Annotated in this window: 16 protein-coding genes; 9 read left to right on the top strand and 7 right to left on the bottom strand. The window is 66.9% G+C overall.

Features of this window, described 5'->3' with window-relative positions:
• Window positions 1-15: 15 nt before the first annotated feature.
• From paaI to CH339_RS03920, 4 genes are all read left to right on the top strand, one after another.
• The gene (paaI, locus tag CH339_RS03935) at window positions 16-468 is read left to right on the top strand and encodes a hydroxyphenylacetyl-CoA thioesterase PaaI (RefSeq protein ID WP_111433059.1); all 453 of its coding nucleotides are present in this window, start codon (window positions 16-18) and stop codon (window positions 466-468) included.
• Entirely contained in the window at window positions 465-1670 is a 1206-nt protein-coding gene (gene pcaF / locus CH339_RS03930) for a 3-oxoadipyl-CoA thiolase (protein WP_111432982.1), read from the top strand. Before paaI ends, pcaF begins: the two co-directional genes overlap by 4 nt.
• A gap of 115 nt (window positions 1671-1785) precedes the next feature.
• Window positions 1786-3096: a phenylacetate--CoA ligase PaaK gene (paaK, locus tag CH339_RS03925; protein WP_201241045.1), complete on the top strand. Its 1311-nt coding sequence runs from the start codon at window positions 1786-1788 to the stop codon at window positions 3094-3096.
• Window positions 3097-3154: 58 nt separating this feature from the next.
• Window positions 3155-3775, top strand: coding sequence for a TetR/AcrR family transcriptional regulator (locus CH339_RS03920; protein ID WP_111432980.1), 621 nt, complete (start codon window positions 3155-3157; stop codon window positions 3773-3775).
• 4 nt (window positions 3776-3779) lie between these two features.
• Here CH339_RS03920 and CH339_RS03915 read toward each other — a convergent pair whose 3' ends face one another.
• Together CH339_RS03915 and paaX are read right to left on the bottom strand one after the other, a co-directional pair.
• Window positions 3780-4586 carry an RluA family pseudouridine synthase gene (locus CH339_RS03915; RefSeq protein ID WP_111432979.1) on the bottom strand — a complete coding sequence of 269 codons (807 nt, stop codon included), beginning with the start codon at window positions 4584-4586 and terminating at the stop codon, window positions 3780-3782.
• A gap of 2 nt (window positions 4587-4588) precedes the next feature.
• Window positions 4589-5509 carry a phenylacetic acid degradation operon negative regulatory protein PaaX gene (paaX, locus tag CH339_RS03910; protein ID WP_111432978.1) on the bottom strand — a complete coding sequence of 307 codons (921 nt, stop codon included), beginning with the start codon at window positions 5507-5509 and terminating at the stop codon, window positions 4589-4591.
• 146 nt (window positions 5510-5655) lie between these two features.
• On the opposite strand from paaX, the gene CH339_RS03905 reads away from it, so the two are divergent.
• The gene (locus CH339_RS03905) at window positions 5656-6582 is read left to right on the top strand and encodes a carbohydrate kinase family protein (protein WP_170138396.1); all 927 of its coding nucleotides are present in this window, start codon (window positions 5656-5658) and stop codon (window positions 6580-6582) included.
• A gap of 15 nt (window positions 6583-6597) precedes the next feature.
• On the opposite strand, the gene CH339_RS03900 is transcribed toward CH339_RS03905, so the two are convergent.
• From CH339_RS03900 to CH339_RS03890, 3 genes are all read right to left on the bottom strand, one after another.
• Window positions 6598-7878 carry an FAD-dependent monooxygenase gene (locus tag CH339_RS03900; RefSeq protein ID WP_111432976.1) on the bottom strand — a complete coding sequence of 427 codons (1281 nt, stop codon included), beginning with the start codon at window positions 7876-7878 and terminating at the stop codon, window positions 6598-6600.
• A gap of 106 nt (window positions 7879-7984) precedes the next feature.
• Window positions 7985-9079 (bottom strand): TRAP transporter substrate-binding protein, encoded by a 1095-nt coding sequence (locus tag CH339_RS03895; RefSeq protein ID WP_170138395.1) that lies wholly within the window; start codon window positions 9077-9079, stop codon window positions 7985-7987.
• A 160-nt stretch (window positions 9080-9239) separates the two neighbouring features.
• A complete protein-coding gene (locus CH339_RS03890) occupies window positions 9240-9581 on the bottom strand; it encodes a hypothetical protein (protein ID WP_111432974.1) in 342 nt (113 codons plus the stop codon).
• A 352-nt stretch (window positions 9582-9933) separates the two neighbouring features.
• On the opposite strand from CH339_RS03890, the gene CH339_RS03885 reads away from it, so the two are divergent.
• From CH339_RS03885 to CH339_RS25080, 3 genes are read left to right on the top strand one after another with little or no spacing between them, the layout of a single operon-like run.
• Window positions 9934-10488 (top strand): PadR family transcriptional regulator, encoded by a 555-nt coding sequence (locus tag CH339_RS03885; protein ID WP_111432973.1) that lies wholly within the window; start codon window positions 9934-9936, stop codon window positions 10486-10488.
• A 25-nt stretch (window positions 10489-10513) separates the two neighbouring features.
• Entirely contained in the window at window positions 10514-11620 is a 1107-nt protein-coding gene (locus CH339_RS03880) for an efflux RND transporter periplasmic adaptor subunit (RefSeq protein ID WP_111432972.1), read from the top strand.
• Window positions 11621-11622: 2 nt separating this feature from the next.
• Complete coding sequence (locus tag CH339_RS25080; RefSeq protein ID WP_111432971.1) at window positions 11623-15225, top strand: efflux RND transporter permease subunit; 3603 nt, start codon at window positions 11623-11625, stop codon at window positions 15223-15225.
• Window positions 15226-15440: 215 nt separating this feature from the next.
• Here CH339_RS25080 and purU read toward each other — a convergent pair whose 3' ends face one another.
• The gene (purU, locus tag CH339_RS03870; protein WP_111432970.1) at window positions 15441-16304 is read right to left on the bottom strand and encodes a formyltetrahydrofolate deformylase; all 864 of its coding nucleotides are present in this window, start codon (window positions 16302-16304) and stop codon (window positions 15441-15443) included.
• Between the two features lie 102 nt (window positions 16305-16406).
• The gene (locus tag CH339_RS03865; RefSeq protein ID WP_111433058.1) at window positions 16407-16964 is read right to left on the bottom strand and encodes a thioredoxin family protein; all 558 of its coding nucleotides are present in this window, start codon (window positions 16962-16964) and stop codon (window positions 16407-16409) included.
• Between the two features lie 228 nt (window positions 16965-17192).
• On the opposite strand from CH339_RS03865, the gene parE reads away from it, so the two are divergent.
• Window positions 17193-19280 (top strand): DNA topoisomerase IV subunit B, encoded by a 2088-nt coding sequence (gene parE / locus CH339_RS03860; protein ID WP_111432969.1) that lies wholly within the window; start codon window positions 17193-17195, stop codon window positions 19278-19280.
• Window positions 19281-19386 lie beyond the last annotated feature (106 nt).

Genomic DNA, 19386 nt, shown 5'->3' with positions numbered 1-19386 from the left:
AGAAATCTCTTGAACATGAGCGATCCGAACGTGCTCGCCCGCGCCTGCGCCGATGCCATGTGGCAAGACGACAAGGCCGCCCAGGCGATCGGCGTCACGGTCTCCGACGTGGCGCCAGGCCGGGCGACGACCACCTTCACGGTGACGGAGGCCATGGTCAACGGCCACGACATCTGCCACGGCGGCTACATCTTCATGCTCGCCGACACCGCCTTTGCCTATTCCTGCAATAGTTACAACCAACGAACCGTCGCCCAGCACTGCTCCATCGACTTCATGGCCCCCGCCCATAGCGGCGAGACCCTGATCGCCCGCGCCGAGGAGCGCTCGCGCGGCGGCCGCTCCGGCATCTACGACATCTCCGTCGTCACCTCCGAGGGCCGCAAGATCGCCGAATTCCGCGGCCTGTCGCGCACCATCAAGGGGACGCTCGTCAACGACCCGAATAGTGAAGGAACGCCCCAGTGAGCGAAGCCTATCTCTGCGCCGGCATCCGCACGCCCATCGGCCGCTATGGCGGCGCGCTCTCCCCCGTGCGCCCGGACGACCTCGCCGCCCATGTCATCAGGACGCTGATGGCGTCTGTCCCCGGCCTGCCGGCGGACAGAATCGACGACATCATCTTCGGCTGCGCCAACCAGGCCGGCGAGGACAACCGCAACGTCGCCCGCATGGCCGGCCTCCTTGCCGGGCTGCCGGAGACCGTCCCCGGCACCACGGTCAACCGCCTCTGCGGCTCCGGCCTCGATGCCCTCGGCATTGCCGCGCGCTCCATCAAGGCCGGCGAATGCGACGTGGTCATTGCCGGCGGCGTGGAATCCATGTCCCGCGCCCCCTTCGTCATGAACAAGGCGACGAGCGCCTTTTCCCGCAATACCGAGGTCCACGACACCACCATCGGCTGGCGCTTCGTGAACCGGCTGATGAAGTCCCAATACGGCATCGATTCCATGCCGGAGACGGCGGAAAACGTCGCCGAGGATTTCGACATCTCCCGCGCCGACCAGGACGCGTTTGCCTGGCGATCCCAGCAGCGCGCCAAGGCCGCTATGGAAAGCGGCCGCATGGCAAAAGAGATCGTCCCGGTAACGATCCCGCAGCGAAAGGGCGACCCCATCGTCGTCGACACCGACGAGCACCCGCGCCCGGCGACGACCCTGGAACAGCTCGCCAAGCTGCCGACGCCGTTCCGCGACGGCGGCTCGGTCACGGCCGGCAATGCGTCCGGCGTCAATGACGGCGCCGCCGCGCTGCTGGTCGCTTCCGAGGCGGCCGTGAAGGCCTATGGCCTGACGCCGATCGCCCGCGTCACCGGCATGGCAACGGCCGGCGTGCCGCCGCGCATCATGGGCATCGGCCCGGCCCCGGCGAGCGAGAAGCTGCTCGACCGGCTCGGCCTCAAGATCACCGACATCGACGTCGTCGAACTCAACGAGGCGTTTGCCGCCCAGGCCCTCGCGACCTTGCGCCGTCTCGGCCTGCCCGACGATGTGGAGTACGTCAATCCGAATGGCGGCGCCATTGCGCTCGGCCATCCGCTCGGCATGTCCGGCGCGCGCCTGGCGCTCACCGCGGCAATCGAAATGACCGAGCGCGATGCGACCCGGGCCCTTGCCACCATGTGCATCGGCGTCGGCCAGGGCATCGCCCTGATGCTGGAACGCCCCTGAAGACTTGCGACAAGGCCGCGACCGGCAACGACCGGTCCGGCACCGAGAATGAAAACGACAAGGCCCGCGCACCGCGACAGCGGCGACGCGGCCGATGAAAAACGGGAGAAACGCCGTGGACGACCTGACGCCCGCAAGGGACACCCTTGCGCCCATCGAGACCGCCTCGCGCGACGAGATCGCCGCGCTTCAACTCGACCGCCTGAAATGGACGCTTCGCCACGCCTATGAGAACGTGCCGCACTACAAGACCCGGTTCGACGCCGCCGGCGCCCATCCGGACGACTTGAAGGAGCTTTCCGACCTTGCGCGGTTCCCCTTCCTGCAGAAGCAGGACCTGCGCGACAACTACCCTTTCGACCTCTTTGCCGTGCCGATGGAAAAGGTCGCCCGCGTCCACGCCTCCTCCGGCACCACAGGCCGGCCGACCGTCGTCGGCTACACCAGGAAAGACATCGATGTCTGGTCGGAAGTGGTCGCGCGCTCGATCCGCGCCGCCGGCGGACGCCCGGGCTGGAAGGCCCACATCGCCTATGGCTACGGCCTCTTCACCGGCGGCCTCGGCGCCCACTACGGCGCGGAGGAACTCGGCTGCACGGTGATCCCGGTCTCCGGCGGCATGACCGAGCGCCAGGTCCAGCTCCTCACCGACTTTCAGCCGGAACTGATCATGGTGACGCCGTCCTACATGCTCTCCATCCTCGACGAGTTCCGCCGCGAGGGGATCGATCCGCGCAGCACCTCCCTGAAGGTCGGCCTGTTCGGCGCCGAGCCCTGGACCGATGCCATGCGCCGGGAGATCGAGGACGCCTTCGACATGCATGCGGTCGACATCTATGGACTGTCGGAGGTGATCGGCCCGGGTGTTGCCCAGGAATGCGTGGAGACCAAGGACGGCCTCCATATCTGGGAGGATCATTTCTACCCGGAGATCATCGATCCGCTGACCGGCGAGGTGAAGGAGGACGGCGAGGAAGGCGAACTGGTCTTCACCTCGCTGACCAAGGAGGCGATGCCCGTCATCCGCTACCGCACCCGCGACCTGACGCGGCTGATGCCCGGCACCGCCCGGTCGATGCGGCGCATGGAAAAGGTGACGGGGCGCTCCGACGACATGATGATCATCCGCGGCGTCAACGTCTTCCCGACCCAGGTCGAGGAGCAGATCCTGAAATGCAGGGCGCTGGCGCCCCACTACCAGATCGACCTGACCCGCGACGGCCGCCTCGACATGATCACGGTCAATGTGGAGGCCCGCGACATCGACGTGACCAGGGACGGACGCGACGGCGCGGCGAAGGAGCTGGCCCACCACATCAAGTCGGTGGTCGGCATTTCCGCAAGGATCAACGTCACCGACCCCGATTCCATCGAGCGCTCGGTCGGCAAGGCAAGGCGCGTCATCGACAAGCGCCCGAAGACCTGAACACCAGCGGCCCGGCACCGCCGGGCCGCACCCCATTGGCGACAAAGCGAGGACCGACATGGCAAGACCGCGCGCCCAGGACCACACGGAAAAGCGCGAAGCGATCTACCAGACCGCGGCCCGGCTGTTCGCCGAGCACGGCTATGACGGCACCTCCATGAGCCAGATCGCCGAGGCCTGCGGCGTCTCCAAGGCCCTGCTCTACCACTACTACGACAACAAGGAGGCGGTCCTCTTCGACATCGTCGACGACCACCTGGAGCGGCTGCTCGAGGCCGTCGGAAAGGTCGGCGAGGAGCACGCGAGCCCGCGCGAGAAGCTGGAGGCGCTCTGCATCGCGCTGCTTGAGGCCTATCGCGACGCGGACGCCGAACACAAGGTCCAGATCAACGACCTGAAGCGCTTGCCCCAGGCCCGCCAGGACGAGTTGAAGGCCAAGGAGCGCGCCCTCGTCGCCGTCTTTTCCGATGCCATCCGCGGCGCCGTGCCATCGCTGGGCGGCGGCAACCCGCTCCTGAAGCCGGTGACCATGTCGCTCTTCGGCATGCTGAACTGGCAGTTCCTGTGGTTCCGCCCCGACGGCCCGATCAGCCGCCGCGACTTCGCCCGCCTTGCCACCCAGCTCGTCATCGAAGGCGCCACCGGCGTCGAACTGGAAGACCTGAAGCGGGGCGATTGAGGGTTCAGGTCTCCCCCTCCCACCCGCACAGCCTCAGCGCCGCCGCCATGTCCTCCGGAACCGGTGCCGTGACCGTCACGGCCTTCTGGCCCTTGCCGCCCGGCAGCGCAATGGAGCGCGCGTGAAGGTGCAGCCGCGGGCCGCCGGCAACGCCCTTGCCGTAGATCGGGTCGCCGAGGATCGGCCAGCCCTTGGTCGAACAATGGACCCGGAGTTGGTGCGTGCGTCCGGTCTTCGGGGAGAGTTCCAGGAAAGAGAACCGGTCGGAGCGGCCGAGCACCTGAAAAAAGGTCTCAGCCGGCTGCCCCTTCGGGTCGACCCGCATCCACCAGCCGCGGCCCTTCGTGCGCTTGGAAAGGTTGAGGGCGATGCGCCCGCGGTCCGTCTTCGGATGCCCCTCGACGACGGCCCAGTAGGTCTTCTGCACCCTTCCGGAATGGAACATGCGGCCGAGCCGGTTCAGCGTCTCCCGGTCGCGGCCGAGGACGAGGCAGCCGGAGGTGTCCTTGTCGAGCCGGTGGGCAAGCCCCGGCCGGCGCGGCCCGCCGAGCCGCAGCGCCTCCAGCCCGTCCTCCAGCGTCAGCCCGCCCTTCGGCCCGGCATGGACGGCAAGGCCCGCCGGCTTGTCGAGGACGATGATGTGGTCGTCGCGATAAAGAAGCCGGTCGAGCAGCCCGAGCGGGTCGGCCGCGTCCCCGGCAAGTGCGATCGGTTCGAAAGAATCTTCAACGGGCTGCCGGACCGGCCGCTCCGGCCGGCGGCCGGGGCGCTGTCGCCGCTGCCCTCCCCGCTCTTTTCCGCCTCCCGCCATGGTCAGGCGAACCGGGAATGGAACTGCGGTCCCGGCGCCGGCAGCGGTCCCGATTCGGACGCCGCGTTGGCATCGAGCCATGCCTCGGAGGCGCCGACCAGCGCGCGATAGATGCGCCCGCTCATTGCGCGGGCTTCCGTTCCCGGCCAGTCGGCCGGCAGCAGCTCCGCCGGCAGGGCCGGATCGCGTAGGAGGATGCGTCGGAATTCGTGGATCATCAGGATGCGCGCCAGCAGCGCATCGAGCGGCGGGAAATCGGTGCCTTTGTGGAGGGCCACGTCGAGACCGGCAAACTGGCCGCAGAACCGCTCATAGCCGCCGGCGATGCGATCCAGCGGCCAGACCCGCGCCGCCAGCCGGCGCGCGTCCTCCGGCTCGCAAGGGACGGCGTCCAGCGCGATGGCATCGGCATGTCCGAGCTCCGGTCCGGAGCGCCCCTGCGGCGCGATCATCACCATCGGTGCCAGGAGCCCGTAGCCGGCGTCTTCAAGGGGCTTTCGCGCCGCCGCCCGGTCCGGATCGCTGCCGTCGTCGAGGACGGCGATGCGGAACCGGCCGTTCCAGGTGCCGCTCGGGGCGTTGTAGATGCGCTCTGTCGCCGCGGCAAAGGCGTCGCGCCCGCGCGCCGACAGGGCGTAATAGCTGCGCCGACCGATCCGGTGCCGGGTGAGCCAGTCGTCGGCGGCGAGCCGCGAGACGGCCGTGCGCACCAGCCCGGGCGCCACGCCGACCGCTTCCATCAGGGTAATCAGCGTGCCGACCCAGAGCGTTCCCCCGCGCGGCACGATGGCATCGCCATAGATCGTGACGATCAACGACCAGGTGCGGATCGGCGTCCTGGCGTGAAAGGCCGAAATCAGCGCCTCGACCTCGGGTCGAAGCGGCGGCGCGGTTTCGGCGGAAAGGAGCGCGGGGTCAGGCATGACCGGTGGATAAGCCCAGCGGTTCCGATTGGCAACACTTCACGAGCGAACGTGCGGGCGTCGATAAGCCGGCTTGAAAAGCGGCGGCGAACGCGATCTTCTCCGCGGGAAGACGGACCAGCCGGACGGGCGAAAGGACAAGACGCGTGATCATCACGGTCGGCGAAGCGGTGGTGGACTTCCTGCCGGAGCGCAATCTCGACGGCGCCCGCACCTTTCGTCCCGTGCTCGGCGGCTCGGCATTCAATGTGGCCCTCGGCCTCGGCCGGCTTGGCGTTCCCGTCGGCTATGTCTGGGCGCTTTCCAGCGATCTCTTCGGTGCGCGCTTTGCCGAAGCGCTCGAAGAGGCCGACGTCGACACCGGTCGCATCGTCTTCGCCGACGAATCCTCAACACTCGCCTTCGTCGGCATCGACAAGGGCGAGCCGCGTTTCGATTTCTTCGACGTCGGCTCGGCCGGGCGCTACTTCGATCCCGCCGACACCAGCCCCCTTGGCGGCGATGTCGCGCTGGTCCATTGCGGCTCTTACGTGCTCGGCACCGAACCGGTGGCCTCATGCATCGAGGACTTCATCTCCGATGAGGTCGAAGAGCGGCTGATCTCGCTCGACCTCAACGTCCGCCCGAAGCTGGTCGAAAACGAGAGCGCCTATCGCCAGCGCCTGGCGCGGATGGTCGACCAGGCCGACATCGTCAAGGCGAGCATGGACGACATCCGCTGGCTCTACCCCGGCCAGCCGCCGGAAATGGTCATGGAATACTGGCTGGAAGGCGGCGCCACCATCGCCATCATCACCCGCGGCGATCTCGGCGTGCACGTGGCGACGGACGATTTCGTGCTGTCGAAGCCGGCCCACGCCGTCGATGTGCGGGACACGCTGGGCGCCGGCGATGCCTTCATGGCCGGCTTCCTCGCCGGCCTGACCGATGCCGACGTTCTGACCGCAGAGGGCTTCAAGGGCCTCAACGAGGACCGGCTGGAACACGCCACCATCCTCGGCCAGCGCGTCGCCGCCTATGTCTGCACGCAAGGCGGTGCCGACATGCCCTGGCGCTACGAGGTCACGGGATAACGCGCGTATCGGGCTTCACGGAACAACGGGAGCGACCCGCAGCCCCTCCGGCACCAGCGCCTCGCGGCCGTTGACGGTCTCCGCATCGATACCCGCCATCTGCCGGTATTTGGCAATCATTTCCAGGAGTTCACCGCGCGGCGCCACCTCCTCGACGGCCGAAAAGCCGTCCGGTGCCCGCTCATCGGCGATCTGCAGGATCTGCTCCGGACCATTCTGGCGGTTGGCGAGCGTGATCCGCTTGGTGGTCAGGCGCCGGGCGATCTCGTAATCGGTGAGCGCCGCCGCGGTCTCGCCGGCAAGCGCCACGGAACGGGCGACGATGCGCGCATCGATGATCGCCTCGCTGGCGCCGTGGGTGCCCACGGGGTGCATCGGATGGGCGGCATCGCCGAGAAGCGTCGCCCGGTTCTTCGACCAGCCGTGCAGCGGATCGCGGTCGATCATCGGAAATTCGTAGATGCCCTTGGCGGCGGCGACGAGCCGCGGCACGTCGAGCCAGTCGAACCGCCAGTCCTCGAAAGCCGGCAGGAAATCGATCGGCTGGCCGGGCCGGTTCCACTCCTCCTCGCGCCACTCGTGCTCGGAGCGGAACCGCAATTGGGCGATCCAGCTCACCGTCGGCACGTCCGGATCGGCGCCGGCCAGCGGATAGCAGACGAATTTCTGGCCGTCATTGCCGGCGACCGCGATCGTCCGGCCATCGAGGAGACCGATACCCCGCGACATGCCGCGCCACAGGATGGCGCCGTTCCAGATCGGCTCGCCCTCCTGCGGGTTGAGCGACCGGCGCACCGTCGAGGCGATGCCGTCGGCGCCGATCATCAGCGAACCGTCGAAGCGGGCCACATCGCCGTTCTGCGACTTGTCGCGGAACGCGGCGGAAACCCCATCCTCGCCATTGTCGAAGGAGAGAAGCTCGCAGCCGAGATGGACGTTGTCGCGGCCGATCCGACGGCGCGTCTCGTTGACCAGCGCCGTCTGCAGCACGTCGCGCGGCACGGCGTATTGCGGCCAGCGATAGCCGCCGTCGAGACCGCAGGGCTCATTGAGAATGCCCTGACCGAGGCGGTTGTAGTAGGCGACCGAGGAGAGCGGGATGCCGATCTCGGCAAGGAGGTCGGAAAAGCCGAGGTCGTCCAGTTCCCGCACGGCGCCCGGCGACAGCACGATGCCGACTTCCAGCGGTCGCGCATGCAGCACCCGCTCGAACAGCTTCACCTTCACGCCGACCTGGTGAAGGCTAAGCGCGGCGACAAGCCCGCCGATACCGCCCCCGACGACCAGCACACCCATGGCGTCCCCCCTGGGATCGCGTCATTTGGTACCGCGCCCGATCCCGACAATGATCGTCGGCGCGGCCTGACTGGGCCGCAGCCTAAAACATAACGGGCTGTTTTTCCTAATCGGAATGTGTTCCGGCGTATTTCGCGACGAGGTCGCGGGCGGCCTTGGTCAGCGCCGCACCGTCGATGCCGCGCGCCGCCATGTCCTTCTCCCAGGCGGTAACCACGGACGCAGCCGCCGCTTTCCAGCGGTTGGTCTCCGCCGCGTTGAGGGTGATGAAGGTGTCGCCCCGGTCCTGGGCGCGACTTTTCGCCCGTCGGTCCGCCTCGTCCATGATCCGGCCGATGTCAGCCGAGACATCGGCTCCGGAATTGGCCTCGATCACAGCCTGCAGGTCCTTCGGCAGTGCTTCGAAGCGCTCCCGGCGCATGGCGAAGACCAGCGGCACCGTATAGAGGCCGCGCTCGCCGCTGAATTCGGTATGGGCATCGACGGCGTCGATGATGCCGAGTGTCCCGATGATCTCCCAGGGGGCGAGCGTCCCCTCCACTAGGCCCTTTTCCAGGGCCGGCATGACATCGGAGACCGGCATGCCGACGGCGATCGCGCCGAGCTTGACCATCAGCGCGTTGACCATGCCGGTCGGGCCGCGCAGCTTCAGCCCCTCAAGGTCTTCCAGGCTGGAAACGCCCTTGCCCTTGACGTGGATGCGCCCGGGGCCGTGCACGTTGATGGCGATGATCTTGTAGTCCGCATATTCCTCGCCGAGATGGGCCTTAAAGAAGTCCCAGGCCGCCCGCGAGGTCACTTCCGCGCTCGCCGGCAGGAACGGCATTTCCAGCGCCTCGGTGCGCGGAAACCGTCCGGGGGAATAGCTCGGCACGGCATAGACGATGTCCGCCGTGCCGTCGGCAAGCTGGTCGAGCAGCGCCGGCGGATGGCCGCCGAGCTCCATATCGGGATGGATCGCAAAAGCGATGCGCCCATTGGAGGCGGCCTCGACCTTCCTGGCCCAGGGACCGATGAACTCGGACGGCACGGCCGCATCGGCCGGCAGGAAGTGGTGGATTTTCAGGGTGACTTCGGCGGCAAGGGCCGGCCGCGCCAGCAGCATCGCCGCGACGACGACGCCCGTCAGCAGCACTGCAATGCCGGACGACGGCCACCTGCGGCGACCGTGCAATGCCGCGCCCTCTGATCGAATCGTCATGCCGCACCTGCCCTTCCGTTCGGACGGAGCCGCACCGGCAACGACTCGCATCGGCGGGCCCGGCGCCCAAGGGTGAGCAAGCATTAGTCGTTCGAACGGAGCCCCGCAAGCCCGGCAGGAATCAGGGTTTGCCGAACCTTACCGGAATGGCGCAAAGGGATCAGCGCCGGCGCGGCCGCACCGTGGCGTAGGCGCGCTGCGGGGTCTTTTGGGGGAAAAGCGGCGGCAGGCGCTTGCGGTGCCCGGAGTCCGGGCCGTCGTCGGTCGGAAGCCGCATCACGGCAACGCCCATGGCGACGCTCGCCAGGGTGATGGACAGGCTGGCAAAGAGCAGCGCCACCGGCAGTACCGGGCTCGACGAATTGGCGATGAGATGGCCGAGACCGCCGACATCGGTGATGAGCAGACCGGCCGTCAGGATGGCGGCCGCGGCAATTCCGGCAAGACCGTTGGCGAACAAGAGCCGGAACAGCGGGTTGGTCTTCAAAGCCTTGGAGATCATCGGAGCGTCCTTCTGATGGCGCAAATAGCGGCCGCTTATTAGATCTCTTCAAATATTAGCGTTTCATTGAAGGACGTCGAGCCCTAATTTCCGGTTTTCCTCCCTCCGTCCATTGCGCACCCGCTTTCCGCGCCGTCCGGCAGCTTGCCGATCTGCCAGCCCCGGCCGCTCAAATTCGCGCCACCGTGCGTCGTCCATATATCGAACCGATACATGTTTGATTGAAATATATCGAACGAACATATATCTGCCATGAACGGGGTGTTGATCGGGGCGACCGTCGCGCCCTTGCCGGCCGTGAGGTCTGGCGGCTGCCCGAAACCCGATATTTGCCCGAGCGCGGGATACCGACATGAACGTCAGAACGCTTTGCCTTGCCATCCTCTCCTTCGGCGAGTCGACCGGATACGAGATCAAGAAGCAGTCGGTGGACGGCAAGTTCAGCTATTTCGTCGATGCCAGCTTCGGTTCGATCTATCCTGCCCTCGCCCGGCTCGAGGCGGACGGGCTCGTCACCTCACGCCAGGAGATCCAGCCGGGCAAGCCGCCGCGCAAGATCTACGCGATCACCGATGCCGGCCAGGCCGCCCTCGTCGAGGCACTGTCGGAGCCGCCGGGGCGCGACATCTTCCGCTCCGAATTCCTGCTCATCGCCATGTGCGCCAAGAGCCTGCCGCAACACGTCGTCACCGGGGCGATCGAGGCGCGGATCCAGGCCATCGAGGAAGAGGTGGAGCAGCTCCGACACGTGGTGGCGGAACTCGACGACGAGGCCGCCATCTGGACCGCCCAATACGGCGTCACCTGCAAGGCCCAGGCCCTCGCCAATCTGCGCGAGACCCGCGCCGACCTGGAAAAGCTGGCAGGCAGCCGCCTTTCGAACACGAACGCCAACGCAGCCGAATAGGCGACACCTTCCAAGGACTGGAACCATGCCGTCTGGAATTCGCTCTTCCCACATTCTCGCCATCGCCATCATCGGCGGCGTCGCCGCCTGGATGTACACCGGCAATGTCGTCATCGGCGGCGTCAGCGACAGCGGCGAGCAGGCCGCCTCCCCCGCCGAACGCAACGCCGAGGCCGCCGAAAAGCCGTTCCGGGTCGGGGTCACCGAGATCCATGCCGCCGACCGCCAGGTGACGCTGGAGATACGCGGGCGCACGCGCGCTGACCTGCGTGTCGAGGTTCGCGCCGAAACCTCCGGCCAGGTCGAGGAGCGCCCCGTCACCGAAGGCCAGCGCGTTGCCGTCGGCGATGTGCTGTGCAAGCTGGAAAACGGTACCCGCGAGGCCCGCCTGCTGCAGGCCGAGGCGCAGCTTGCCCAGGCCGAACTCAGCCACACCGCCTCCGACACCCTCAGCAAGAAGGGCTATTCGGCCCGCACCACGCTGCGCGCCGCAAGGGCCGCCCTCGATGCCGCCAAGGCCGCCGTCGCCGAGGCGAAGCTGGAAATCGAGCGCACCACCATCCGCGCGCCGATTGCCGGCGTCATCCACGAACCCTATGCCGAGATCGGTGACATGCTGGCCATCGGCGGCACCTGCGCGACCATTCTGGACGCCGATCCCATGCTGATGACCGGCCAGGTCTCCGAGCGCGACGTCGGCGCCCTGAAGACCGGCATGCCGGCCAGGGTCTCGCTCGTCACCGGCGAGGAGATCGCCGGCACCATCCGCTACATCGCACCGGCGGCGGATGAGAAGACCCGCACCTTCCGCGTCGATATCGAGATGGCGAACGACGACGGCGCCCTGCGCGATGGCGTCACGGCGCTGGCCGAGGTGCAGCTTGCGCCGACCCGCGCCCACCTGATCTCGCCCTCGATCCTGACCCTTGCCGACGACGGTTCGGTCGGCGTCCGGGTGATCGAGGACGGCAACACGGTCGCCTTCGTGCCGGTCCGCATCCTCGGCTCCGGCAACGAGGGCGTCTGGGTCGGCGGCCTGCCGGAGACGGTCCCCGTCATCACCGTCGGCCAGGACTACGTCCGGGCCGGCGCCACGGTCGAGCCGGTGTTCGAGACGGCGGAGGCGAAGTAACGATGGCATCGCCCCTTGAGACGATCCTGCAGCGGCCGCGAACGGTGCTGACCATGATGGTGGTCATGGTCGTGGCCGGCGTCTTCACTTACATCAACATCCCCAAGGAATCCGATCCCGACATCGACGTGCCGATCTTCTACGTCTCGGTCGTCCAGCAGGGCATTTCGCCCGAGGACGCCGAACGGCTGCTGGTGCGGCCGATGGAGACGGCGCTGCGCGGCATGGACGGCCTGAAGGAGATCACCGCGATCGCCTCGGAAGGCCATGCCGGCATCATCCTGGAATTCAACATCGATTTCGACAAGGACGAGGCACTCGCCGACGTCCGCGACAAGGTCGACCAGGCCAAGGCGGAAATTCCCGCCGAGGCCGAGGAGCCGACCGTCACGGAAACCAATTTCAGCCTCGTGCCGACGATCATCGTGGCGCTCTCCGGCAGCGCCCCGGAGCGCACCCTCTATCGCCATGCGAGGAAGCTGAAGGACCAGATCGAATCGATCCCCTCGGTGCTGGAGGCGAACCTTTCCGGCCACCGCGAAGAGCTTCTGGAAGTCGTCATCGACACCATGAAGCTGGAGTCCTACCAGGTCACCCAGCAGGAGTTGCTGGACTCCCTGTCGCGCAACAACCAACTCGTTCCCGCCGGCTTCCTCGACACCGGCAAGGGCCGGTTCAACGTCAAGGTTCCGGGCCTGCTTGAAACCCGCCAGGACGTTTACGAGCTGCCGATCAAGCAGAACGGCGAAGGCGTCGTCACCCTCGGCGACGTCGCCGAAATCCGCCGCACCTTCAAGGACGCCTCGCGCATCACGCGGGTCAATGGCGAGCGGGCGATCAACCTTGAGGTCGTCAAGCGCCTCGGCACCAACGTCATCGAGAACAACGCCGAGGTCCGCCGCGTCGTCGCCGCCTATACGAAGAACTGGCCGGACACCATCAAGGTCCACTACCTGCTCGACAAGTCCAAGAGCACCAACGAGATCCTGCAGTCGCTGCAGTCCTCGATCATGACCGCGATCTTCCTGGTCATGGCGCTGGTCGTGGCTGCCCTCGGCCTGCGCTCCTCGCTGCTCGTCGGCATCGCCATCCCGACCTCCTTCATGGTCGGCTTCCTGATGTTGGGCGCCATCGGCATGACCGTGAACATGATGGTCATGTTCGGCCTCGTTTTGACCGTCGGCATGCTGGTCGACGGCGCCATCGTCATCGTCGAATACGCCGACCGCAAGATCCACGAGGGCATGCACCCGGACGAGGCCTATGTGCGCGCCGCCAAGCTGATGCTGTGGCCGATCATGGCCTCCACCGGCACGACGCTGGCCGCCTTCCTGCCGCTTCTGTTGTGGCCCGGGGTCGTCGGCGAGTTCATGAGCTATCTGCCGATCATGGTGGTGATCGTGCTCTCCGCGGCGCTGGTCACGGCGATGATCTTCCTGCCGGCGACCGGCGCCGTGCTGGCCCGGGTTTCCGCATGGGTCGGCCGCAAGGCCCATATCATCGTCCCGGCCCTCATCGGCTACGGCCTTGCCGCGGCGCTGTTCCTGGGACTGGTGCCGGCGCTCGTCGCCGCCCTCTCCGGCGGGGCGCTCACCGCGCCCGGCGCCGCCGGTCCGGTGATCGACCTCCTCGCCGCCAACATGGAAACGGCCGCCATTGTCGCCACGGTCGTCGTCGGCACGCTCTTCACTGCCCTGCTGTTCCCGGTGCTGCGGCCGGTGATCGTGTCGGCCCGCAAGCACGCGGCCGAGCGCGCCGAGCGCGACGCGGAAGCCGCCCGCAAGCTCTCCGGCCCGGGCCATTTCCACCCGGAGAACGTCGCCGGCCCGACCGGCGCCTATCTGAGGTTCCTCGCCCCGCTGGTCGCACACCCCATAGGCAACATCGCCGTCGTCGTCGCCGCCGTCGCCATCTGCGGGATGATCCTGATGACCTTCATGCAGCACAACAACGGCGTGGAGTTCTTCGTCGACGAGGAGCCGGAGATCGCCGTCATCCTCGTTGCCGGCCGCGGCAACCTGTCGGCCCTTGAGGCGAGCGATCTCGTCGGCACGGTGGAGAACCAGATCCTTCAGGTCCACGGCATCAAGAGCGCGGTGACCGCCGCCTACACCTCCGGCGGCGAGAGCACCGGCCAGATCCTCGGCGGCGTCCAGGACAAGCCGAAGGACACCATCGGCGAAATCCAGATCGAGCTCGCCGACTATTGCTGCCGCCGCAAGGCCAAGGAGATCTTCAAGGAAATCCGCGAGCGCACCGGGTCCTTCCCCGGCATCAAGGTGGAAATCCGCAAGGTCGAGGGCGGCCCGCCCTCCGGCAAGGACGTCCAGTTGCAGATCACCTCCCCGTCATACGAGGAGGTCGAACGCATGGCCGGCCGCGTCCACGCCCACTTCCAGGAGATGGACGGCCTGCGCGACATCGAGGACGACCGCCCGCTGCCCGGCATCGAATGGCAGCTCACCATCGACCGCGAACAGGCCGGCCGCTTCAACGCCGGCATCGCCTCGGTCGGCGCCATGGTGCAGCTCGTCACCAACGGCATCCTCATCGGCAAGTACCGGCCGGACGACTCCGAGGACGAGGTCGACATCCGCGCCCGCCTGCCCGAGTACCAGCGCACGCTCGACCGCTTCGACCAGCTCCGCCTGCTGACGCCGAACGGCATGGTGCCGATCTCGAACTTCGTCACCCGCAAGCCGCAGCAGAAGGTTTCCTCCATCACCCGCAAGGACGGGCTCTACGCCATGTCCGTGCGCGCCAATGCGATCACCGAACAGGGCTTCACCAAGGAGCAGAAGGTCGCCGAGCTGGATCAATGGCTGAAGACGCAAGCGTGGCCGGAGGACGTCCGCTTCCGGTTCCGCGGCGCCGACGAGGACCAGAAGGAATCCCAGGCCTTCCTGCAAAAGGCGATGTTCGCCTCGCTGTTCCTGATGTTCATCATCCTGGTGACGCAGTTCAACTCGTTCTACCAGACCTTCCTGACCCTCTCGACGGTCATCATGTCCGGCTTCGGCGTCATCCTCGGCATGCTCGTCACCGGTCAGAAATTCTCCGTCATCATGACGGGCACCGGCGTCGTCGCGCTGGCCGGCATCGTCGTCAACAACGCCATCGTCCTCATCGACACCTACAACCGGTTCCGGGAAGACCACGACATCGATCCGATCGAGGCGATCCTGAAGACGGCGGCCCAGCGCCTGCGGCCGATCCTCCTGACCACGATCACGACGATTGCCGGCCTGATCCCGATGGCGACCCAGACCAATTTCGACTTCATCAACCGGGTCGTCTCGGTCGGCTCGATCACCGCGGTCTGGTGGGTGCAGTTGTCGACGGCGGTCATTGCCGGCCTTGCCTTCTCCACCCTGCTGACGCTGGTCGTCATCCCGACGATGCTCGCCGTCCCGTTCGTCTGGTCCGAAGCGTTCGGGCGCTGGTTCGGCGGACGCTCGATGGAGCCGGCTATGGCCACGGCCGGCGCCCCGGCAGCGGCCGCCAATGACGAGGAGACGGCCCGCCCGGCCGTCCCGCCCGCTCCGGCGGCAGCAGACGGCGACTCCCATCGCCGTGGCAAAGGCGTCAGCGACGCAGCGGAGTAGACGACAGCTATCGGAGACGCGGGTTTTTCACTCTCCCGTCTCACCCCTCTCCTGCGTCATTGCCGGGCTTGACCCGGCAATCCATGAGGCGTTCGATTTCAATTACTTAGGCATCAGCAAGTCGCAAAGCATCATGGACCACCGTGTCGAGCACGGTGGTGACGCCGAGGGGGTGGGCATGGCAGCGCAAGAGCCTCAACGGCAGAGCGCGGTGCTCAATCCGGAAACACGATCGTCCGCATGCCGTTGAGCAGCACCCGGTCTTCCAGATGACTGCGCACGGCCCGCGCCAGCACCCGGCGCTCGATGTCGCGGCCCTTGCGGACCAGTTCCTCCGGCCGGTCGCGGTGGCTGATGCGCTCGATGTCCTGTTCGATGATCGGCCCCTCGTCGAGATCGCTTGTGACGTAGTGGGCCGTCGCGCCGATCAGCTTGACGCCCCGCACATAGGCCTGGTGGTAGGGCTTGGCGCCCTTGAAGCCGGGCAGGAACGAGTGGTGGATGTTGATGCAACGCCCGAGGAGCTTGCGGGACAGGTCGTCGGAGAGGATCTGCATGTAGCGGGCGAGCACCACGAGATCGATCTTCTCGTCCTCGATGATCTTCAGGAGCTGCGCCTCCTGCTCCGCCTTGGTGTCCCTGGTGACCGGGAGGTGCCGAAACTCGGTATCCCGGAACGACAGGTTCGGATAGGTCGTCCGCGGGTGGTTGGAGACCACCCCGACCACCTCCATCGGCAATTCGCCGATACGCCACCGGTAAAGCAGGTCGGCGAGGCAGTGGTCGAATTTCGAGGCGAGCAGCAGCACCCGGCGCCGCGCATCCGCATCGCGCAGCTTCCAGGTCATGCCGAAGCGTTCCATGTCCGGCTGCAGCCGGGCGAGCACCGCCTCCTTGGTGATGTCCCCGTCCACCGCGGCAAACGCGATGCGGGCGAAGAACTGGTCCGTCTCGTGATCGTCGAACTGCTGCAGATCGTCGATGTTGCAGCCCATTTCGAAGATCGCCGTCGACAGGGCGGCAACGATGCCGGGACGGCTCTGGCAGAAGGTGGTGAGAACGAAGGAAGCGGTGGTCACGGCAACCTCTCAAAGCGTTTTGGGAAATGTCGGGGGAGCGGCGGGCCGTGGCCCTTCGGAATGGCGGGCCGGACGGGCGGACCCGTCCGGCGATGGCTAGGATCAGGCGGACTCTTTCCACTTGATCGAGCAGCCCATGGAGGGGATCTGGATCTCCGGCCCCTCGCCGGTCTCGGCGACCATCTTCATGGCCTCGACCAGCTCGCGGTCGGCATCGGCCGGCGGCGGATCCTTTCGTCCCTCGTCGAGCCGGCCGCGATAGCGCAGGGTCAGGCCGGCGTCAAAGCCGAAGAAATCCGGCGTGCAGACGGCGTCATAGGCCCGCGCCACCTCCTGGCTCTCGTCCTGGAGATAGGGAAAGGTGAAGCCGGATGCGGCGGCAAAGTCCTTCATCTTGTCGAAGGAGTCTTCCGGATAGCTCACCGTGTCGTTGGAATTGATGGCGATGAGGCGAACGCCGAAGGCGGCCATGTCGTCCGCGGCCTTCACCAGCCGTCCGGTGATCGCCTTGACGTAGGGGCAGTGATTGCAGATGAAGACGACGACGGTCCCCTTCTCGCCCTTCAGCTCGCTGAGCGAATGGGTCTTGCCGTCGACACCGGGCAGCGTGAAGTCCGGAGCGGGAATTCCGAGTTCCGGCGGCGGGGGCGTTGCAGCCACGAAAACCTCCATCGGTGCGATTGCAAAGGACGCTACCCAAGAAACCAGTTTTGCCAGCGATTGGCCATGGCCGTTGGCCAGCGTCCGACATCTTCTGCGCCGCCAGCGGATTTCGTCCGGAACAAGCCGCGAACGCCGATCTCGCCTTTACTTTTCCGTCATGCCAGAATGCGATCCGATTCGCTTGCCCGCGAAATTCCCCGCAACGCCCTGGAAGTTCCGCTAGAAATGGCCAAATCCGAAGACCTTTTCGCCAAGCTCGAGGAGAGCGTCGCCGACCTGAAGGCGCAGAACCGCCCGGCCAAGCGCAAGCAGGCCGCGGCAACGCCCGCGCCGAAGAAGCCTGTCGCGCGCGCCGCCGCGCGGGGTATTGGCGATGGCAGCGAGGCCGGCTATTCCGCCGCCGACATCGAGGTCCTGGAAGGCCTGGAACCGGTGCGCCGGCGGCCCGGCATGTATATCGGCGGCACCGACTCCAAGGCGATGCACCACCTCTTTGCCGAGGTCATCGACAACTCCATGGACGAGGCGGTGGCCGGCCATGCGAGCTGGATCGAGGTCGAGCTCGATGCCGAAGGCGCGCTGACGGTCAGCGACAACGGCCGTGGCATCCCGGTCGACCCGCACCCGAAATTCACCGATAAGTCGGCCCTGGAAGTGATCATGACGACGCTCCATGCCGGCGGCAAATTCGATTCAAAGGTCTACGAGACCTCCGGCGGCCTGCACGGTGTCGGCGTTTCCGTCGTCAACGCCCTGTCGGAACAGCTCGAGGTCGAGGTCGCCCGCGGCCGACGGCTCTATCGCCAGAGCTTTTCCCGCGGCGTGCCGGTCGGCGGCCTGGAAGAACTCGGCGAGGTCATGAATCGGCGCGGCACCCGCGTGCGCTTCGTGCCCGACACGGAGATCTTCGGCGCCAACTGCAAGTTCCAGCCGGCCACCCTCTTCCGCATGGCCCGCTCCAAGGCCTATCTCTTCGGCGGCGTCGAAATCCGCTGGTCGTGCGCGCAAAACTGGCTGGAAGGCGCCAATGCGCCGCCGGCCGCCGCCACCTTCCATTTTCCCGGCGGCCTCAAGGACTTTCTCGCCGAGAGCCTCAATGGCGAGCGCAAGGTCGTCGACGACATCTTCGCCGGCAAGACCGAACGTCCCGGCGGCCACGGCTCGGTGGAATGGGCCGCCGCCTGGTTCGCCGGCGACGGCTTCACGCGGTCCTACTGCAACACCATCCCGACGCCGGAGGGCGGCACCCACGAGACCGGGCTCCGGAACGCGCTCCTGAAGGGGCTGAGGGCCTATGCCGAGCTTGTCGGCAACAAGAAGGGCGGCATCGTCACCGGCGACGACGTCCTGACCTCGGCCGGCGCCATGCTCTCCGTCTTCATCCGCGAGCCGGAATTCGTCGGCCAGACCAAGGACCGGCTGGCGACGACGGAAGCGAGCAGGATCGTGGAAAACGCCGTCCGCGACGCCTTCGACCACTGGCTCGCCGCCTCGCCGAACCAGGCCAACCGGCTCCTGGAATGGGTCGTCGACCGGGCCGAGGAGCGGCTGAAGCGGCGCCAGGAAAAGGAAGTCAACCGCAAGTCCGCGGTGCGCAAGCTCAGGCTTCCGGGCAAGCTTGCCGACTGCTCCAGCGGCCAGGCCGCGGGCAGCGAGATCTTCATCGTGGAGGGCGACTCGGCCGGCGGCTCCGCCAAGCAGGCGCGCAACCGCGCCACCCAGGCCGTGCTCCCCTTGCGCGGCAAGATCCTCAACGTCGCCAGCGCCGGCCGCGAGAAGCTGGCCCAGAACCAGCAGCTCGCCGACCTCGTTCAGGCGCTCGGCTGCGGCACCAGAGGCCAGTACCGCGAGACCGACCTGCGCTACGAGAAGGTCATCATCATGACGGACGCCGACGTCGACGGCGCCCACATCGCCTCGCTGCTGATCACCTTCTTCTATCGCGAGATCCCCGACCTCATCCGCGAGGGCCACCTCTTTCTCGCCGTGCCGCCGCTCTACCGGCTCTCCCAGGGCGGCAAGACACTCTATGCCCGCGACGACGCCCACAAGGACGAACTGCTCGCCAGCGAGTTCAACGGCCGCGGCAAGGTCGATATCGGCCGCTTCAAGGGTCTCGGCGAGATGCTGCCGGCGCAGCTCAAGGAAACCACCATGGCCCCCGACAAGCGCACGGTCCTGCGCGTCGACATCGTCGAGGACGACGACGGCCTGACGCGCTCGACGGTCGACCGGCTGATGGGCACCAAGCCCGAGGCCCGGTTCCGCTTCATCCAGGAAAACGCCGAATTCGCGACCGACCTCGACATCTGACGTCGATATCGGCGCAACGCCTTTCCGCGCTTTCGCTTTTTCCCCGTTTCGGCTAAACCGGCGGCGCCCATCAGCCAGCATCTTGGCGATCCAATCCGCCGCATGT

It is taken from the genome of Rhodobium orientis, from assembly GCF_003258835.1.
GTDB lineage: Bacteria > Pseudomonadota > Alphaproteobacteria > Rhizobiales > Rhodobiaceae > Rhodobium > Rhodobium orientis.
This window is presented reverse-complemented; position numbering and strand designations above follow the sequence as displayed.

Excerpts from the sequence above, each read along its gene's own strand:
- paaX (WP_111432978.1), bottom strand. The coding sequence starts at position 5,509 with ATGCCTGACCCCGCGCTCCTTTCCGCCGAAACCGCGCCGCCGCTTCGA.
- CH339_RS03900 (WP_111432976.1), bottom strand. The coding sequence starts at position 7,878 with ATGGGTGTGCTGGTCGTCGGGGGCGGTATCGGCGGGCTTGTCGCCGCG.
- CH339_RS25080 (WP_111432971.1), top strand. The coding sequence starts at position 11,623 with ATGGCATCGCCCCTTGAGACGATCCTGCAGCGGCCGCGAACGGTGCTG.
- CH339_RS03920 (WP_111432980.1), top strand. The coding sequence starts at position 3,155 with ATGGCAAGACCGCGCGCCCAGGACCACACGGAAAAGCGCGAAGCGATC.
- CH339_RS03915 (WP_111432979.1), bottom strand. The coding sequence starts at position 4,586 with ATGGCGGGAGGCGGAAAAGAGCGGGGAGGGCAGCGGCGACAGCGCCCC.
- CH339_RS03895 (WP_170138395.1), bottom strand. The coding sequence starts at position 9,079 with ATGACGATTCGATCAGAGGGCGCGGCATTGCACGGTCGCCGCAGGTGG.
- CH339_RS03885 (WP_111432973.1), top strand. The coding sequence starts at position 9,934 with ATGAACGTCAGAACGCTTTGCCTTGCCATCCTCTCCTTCGGCGAGTCG.
- CH339_RS03890 (WP_111432974.1), bottom strand. The coding sequence starts at position 9,581 with ATGATCTCCAAGGCTTTGAAGACCAACCCGCTGTTCCGGCTCTTGTTC.
- CH339_RS03880 (WP_111432972.1), top strand. The coding sequence starts at position 10,514 with ATGCCGTCTGGAATTCGCTCTTCCCACATTCTCGCCATCGCCATCATC.
- parE (WP_111432969.1), top strand. The coding sequence starts at position 17,193 with ATGGCCAAATCCGAAGACCTTTTCGCCAAGCTCGAGGAGAGCGTCGCC.
- paaI (WP_111433059.1), top strand. The coding sequence starts at position 16 with ATGAGCGATCCGAACGTGCTCGCCCGCGCCTGCGCCGATGCCATGTGG.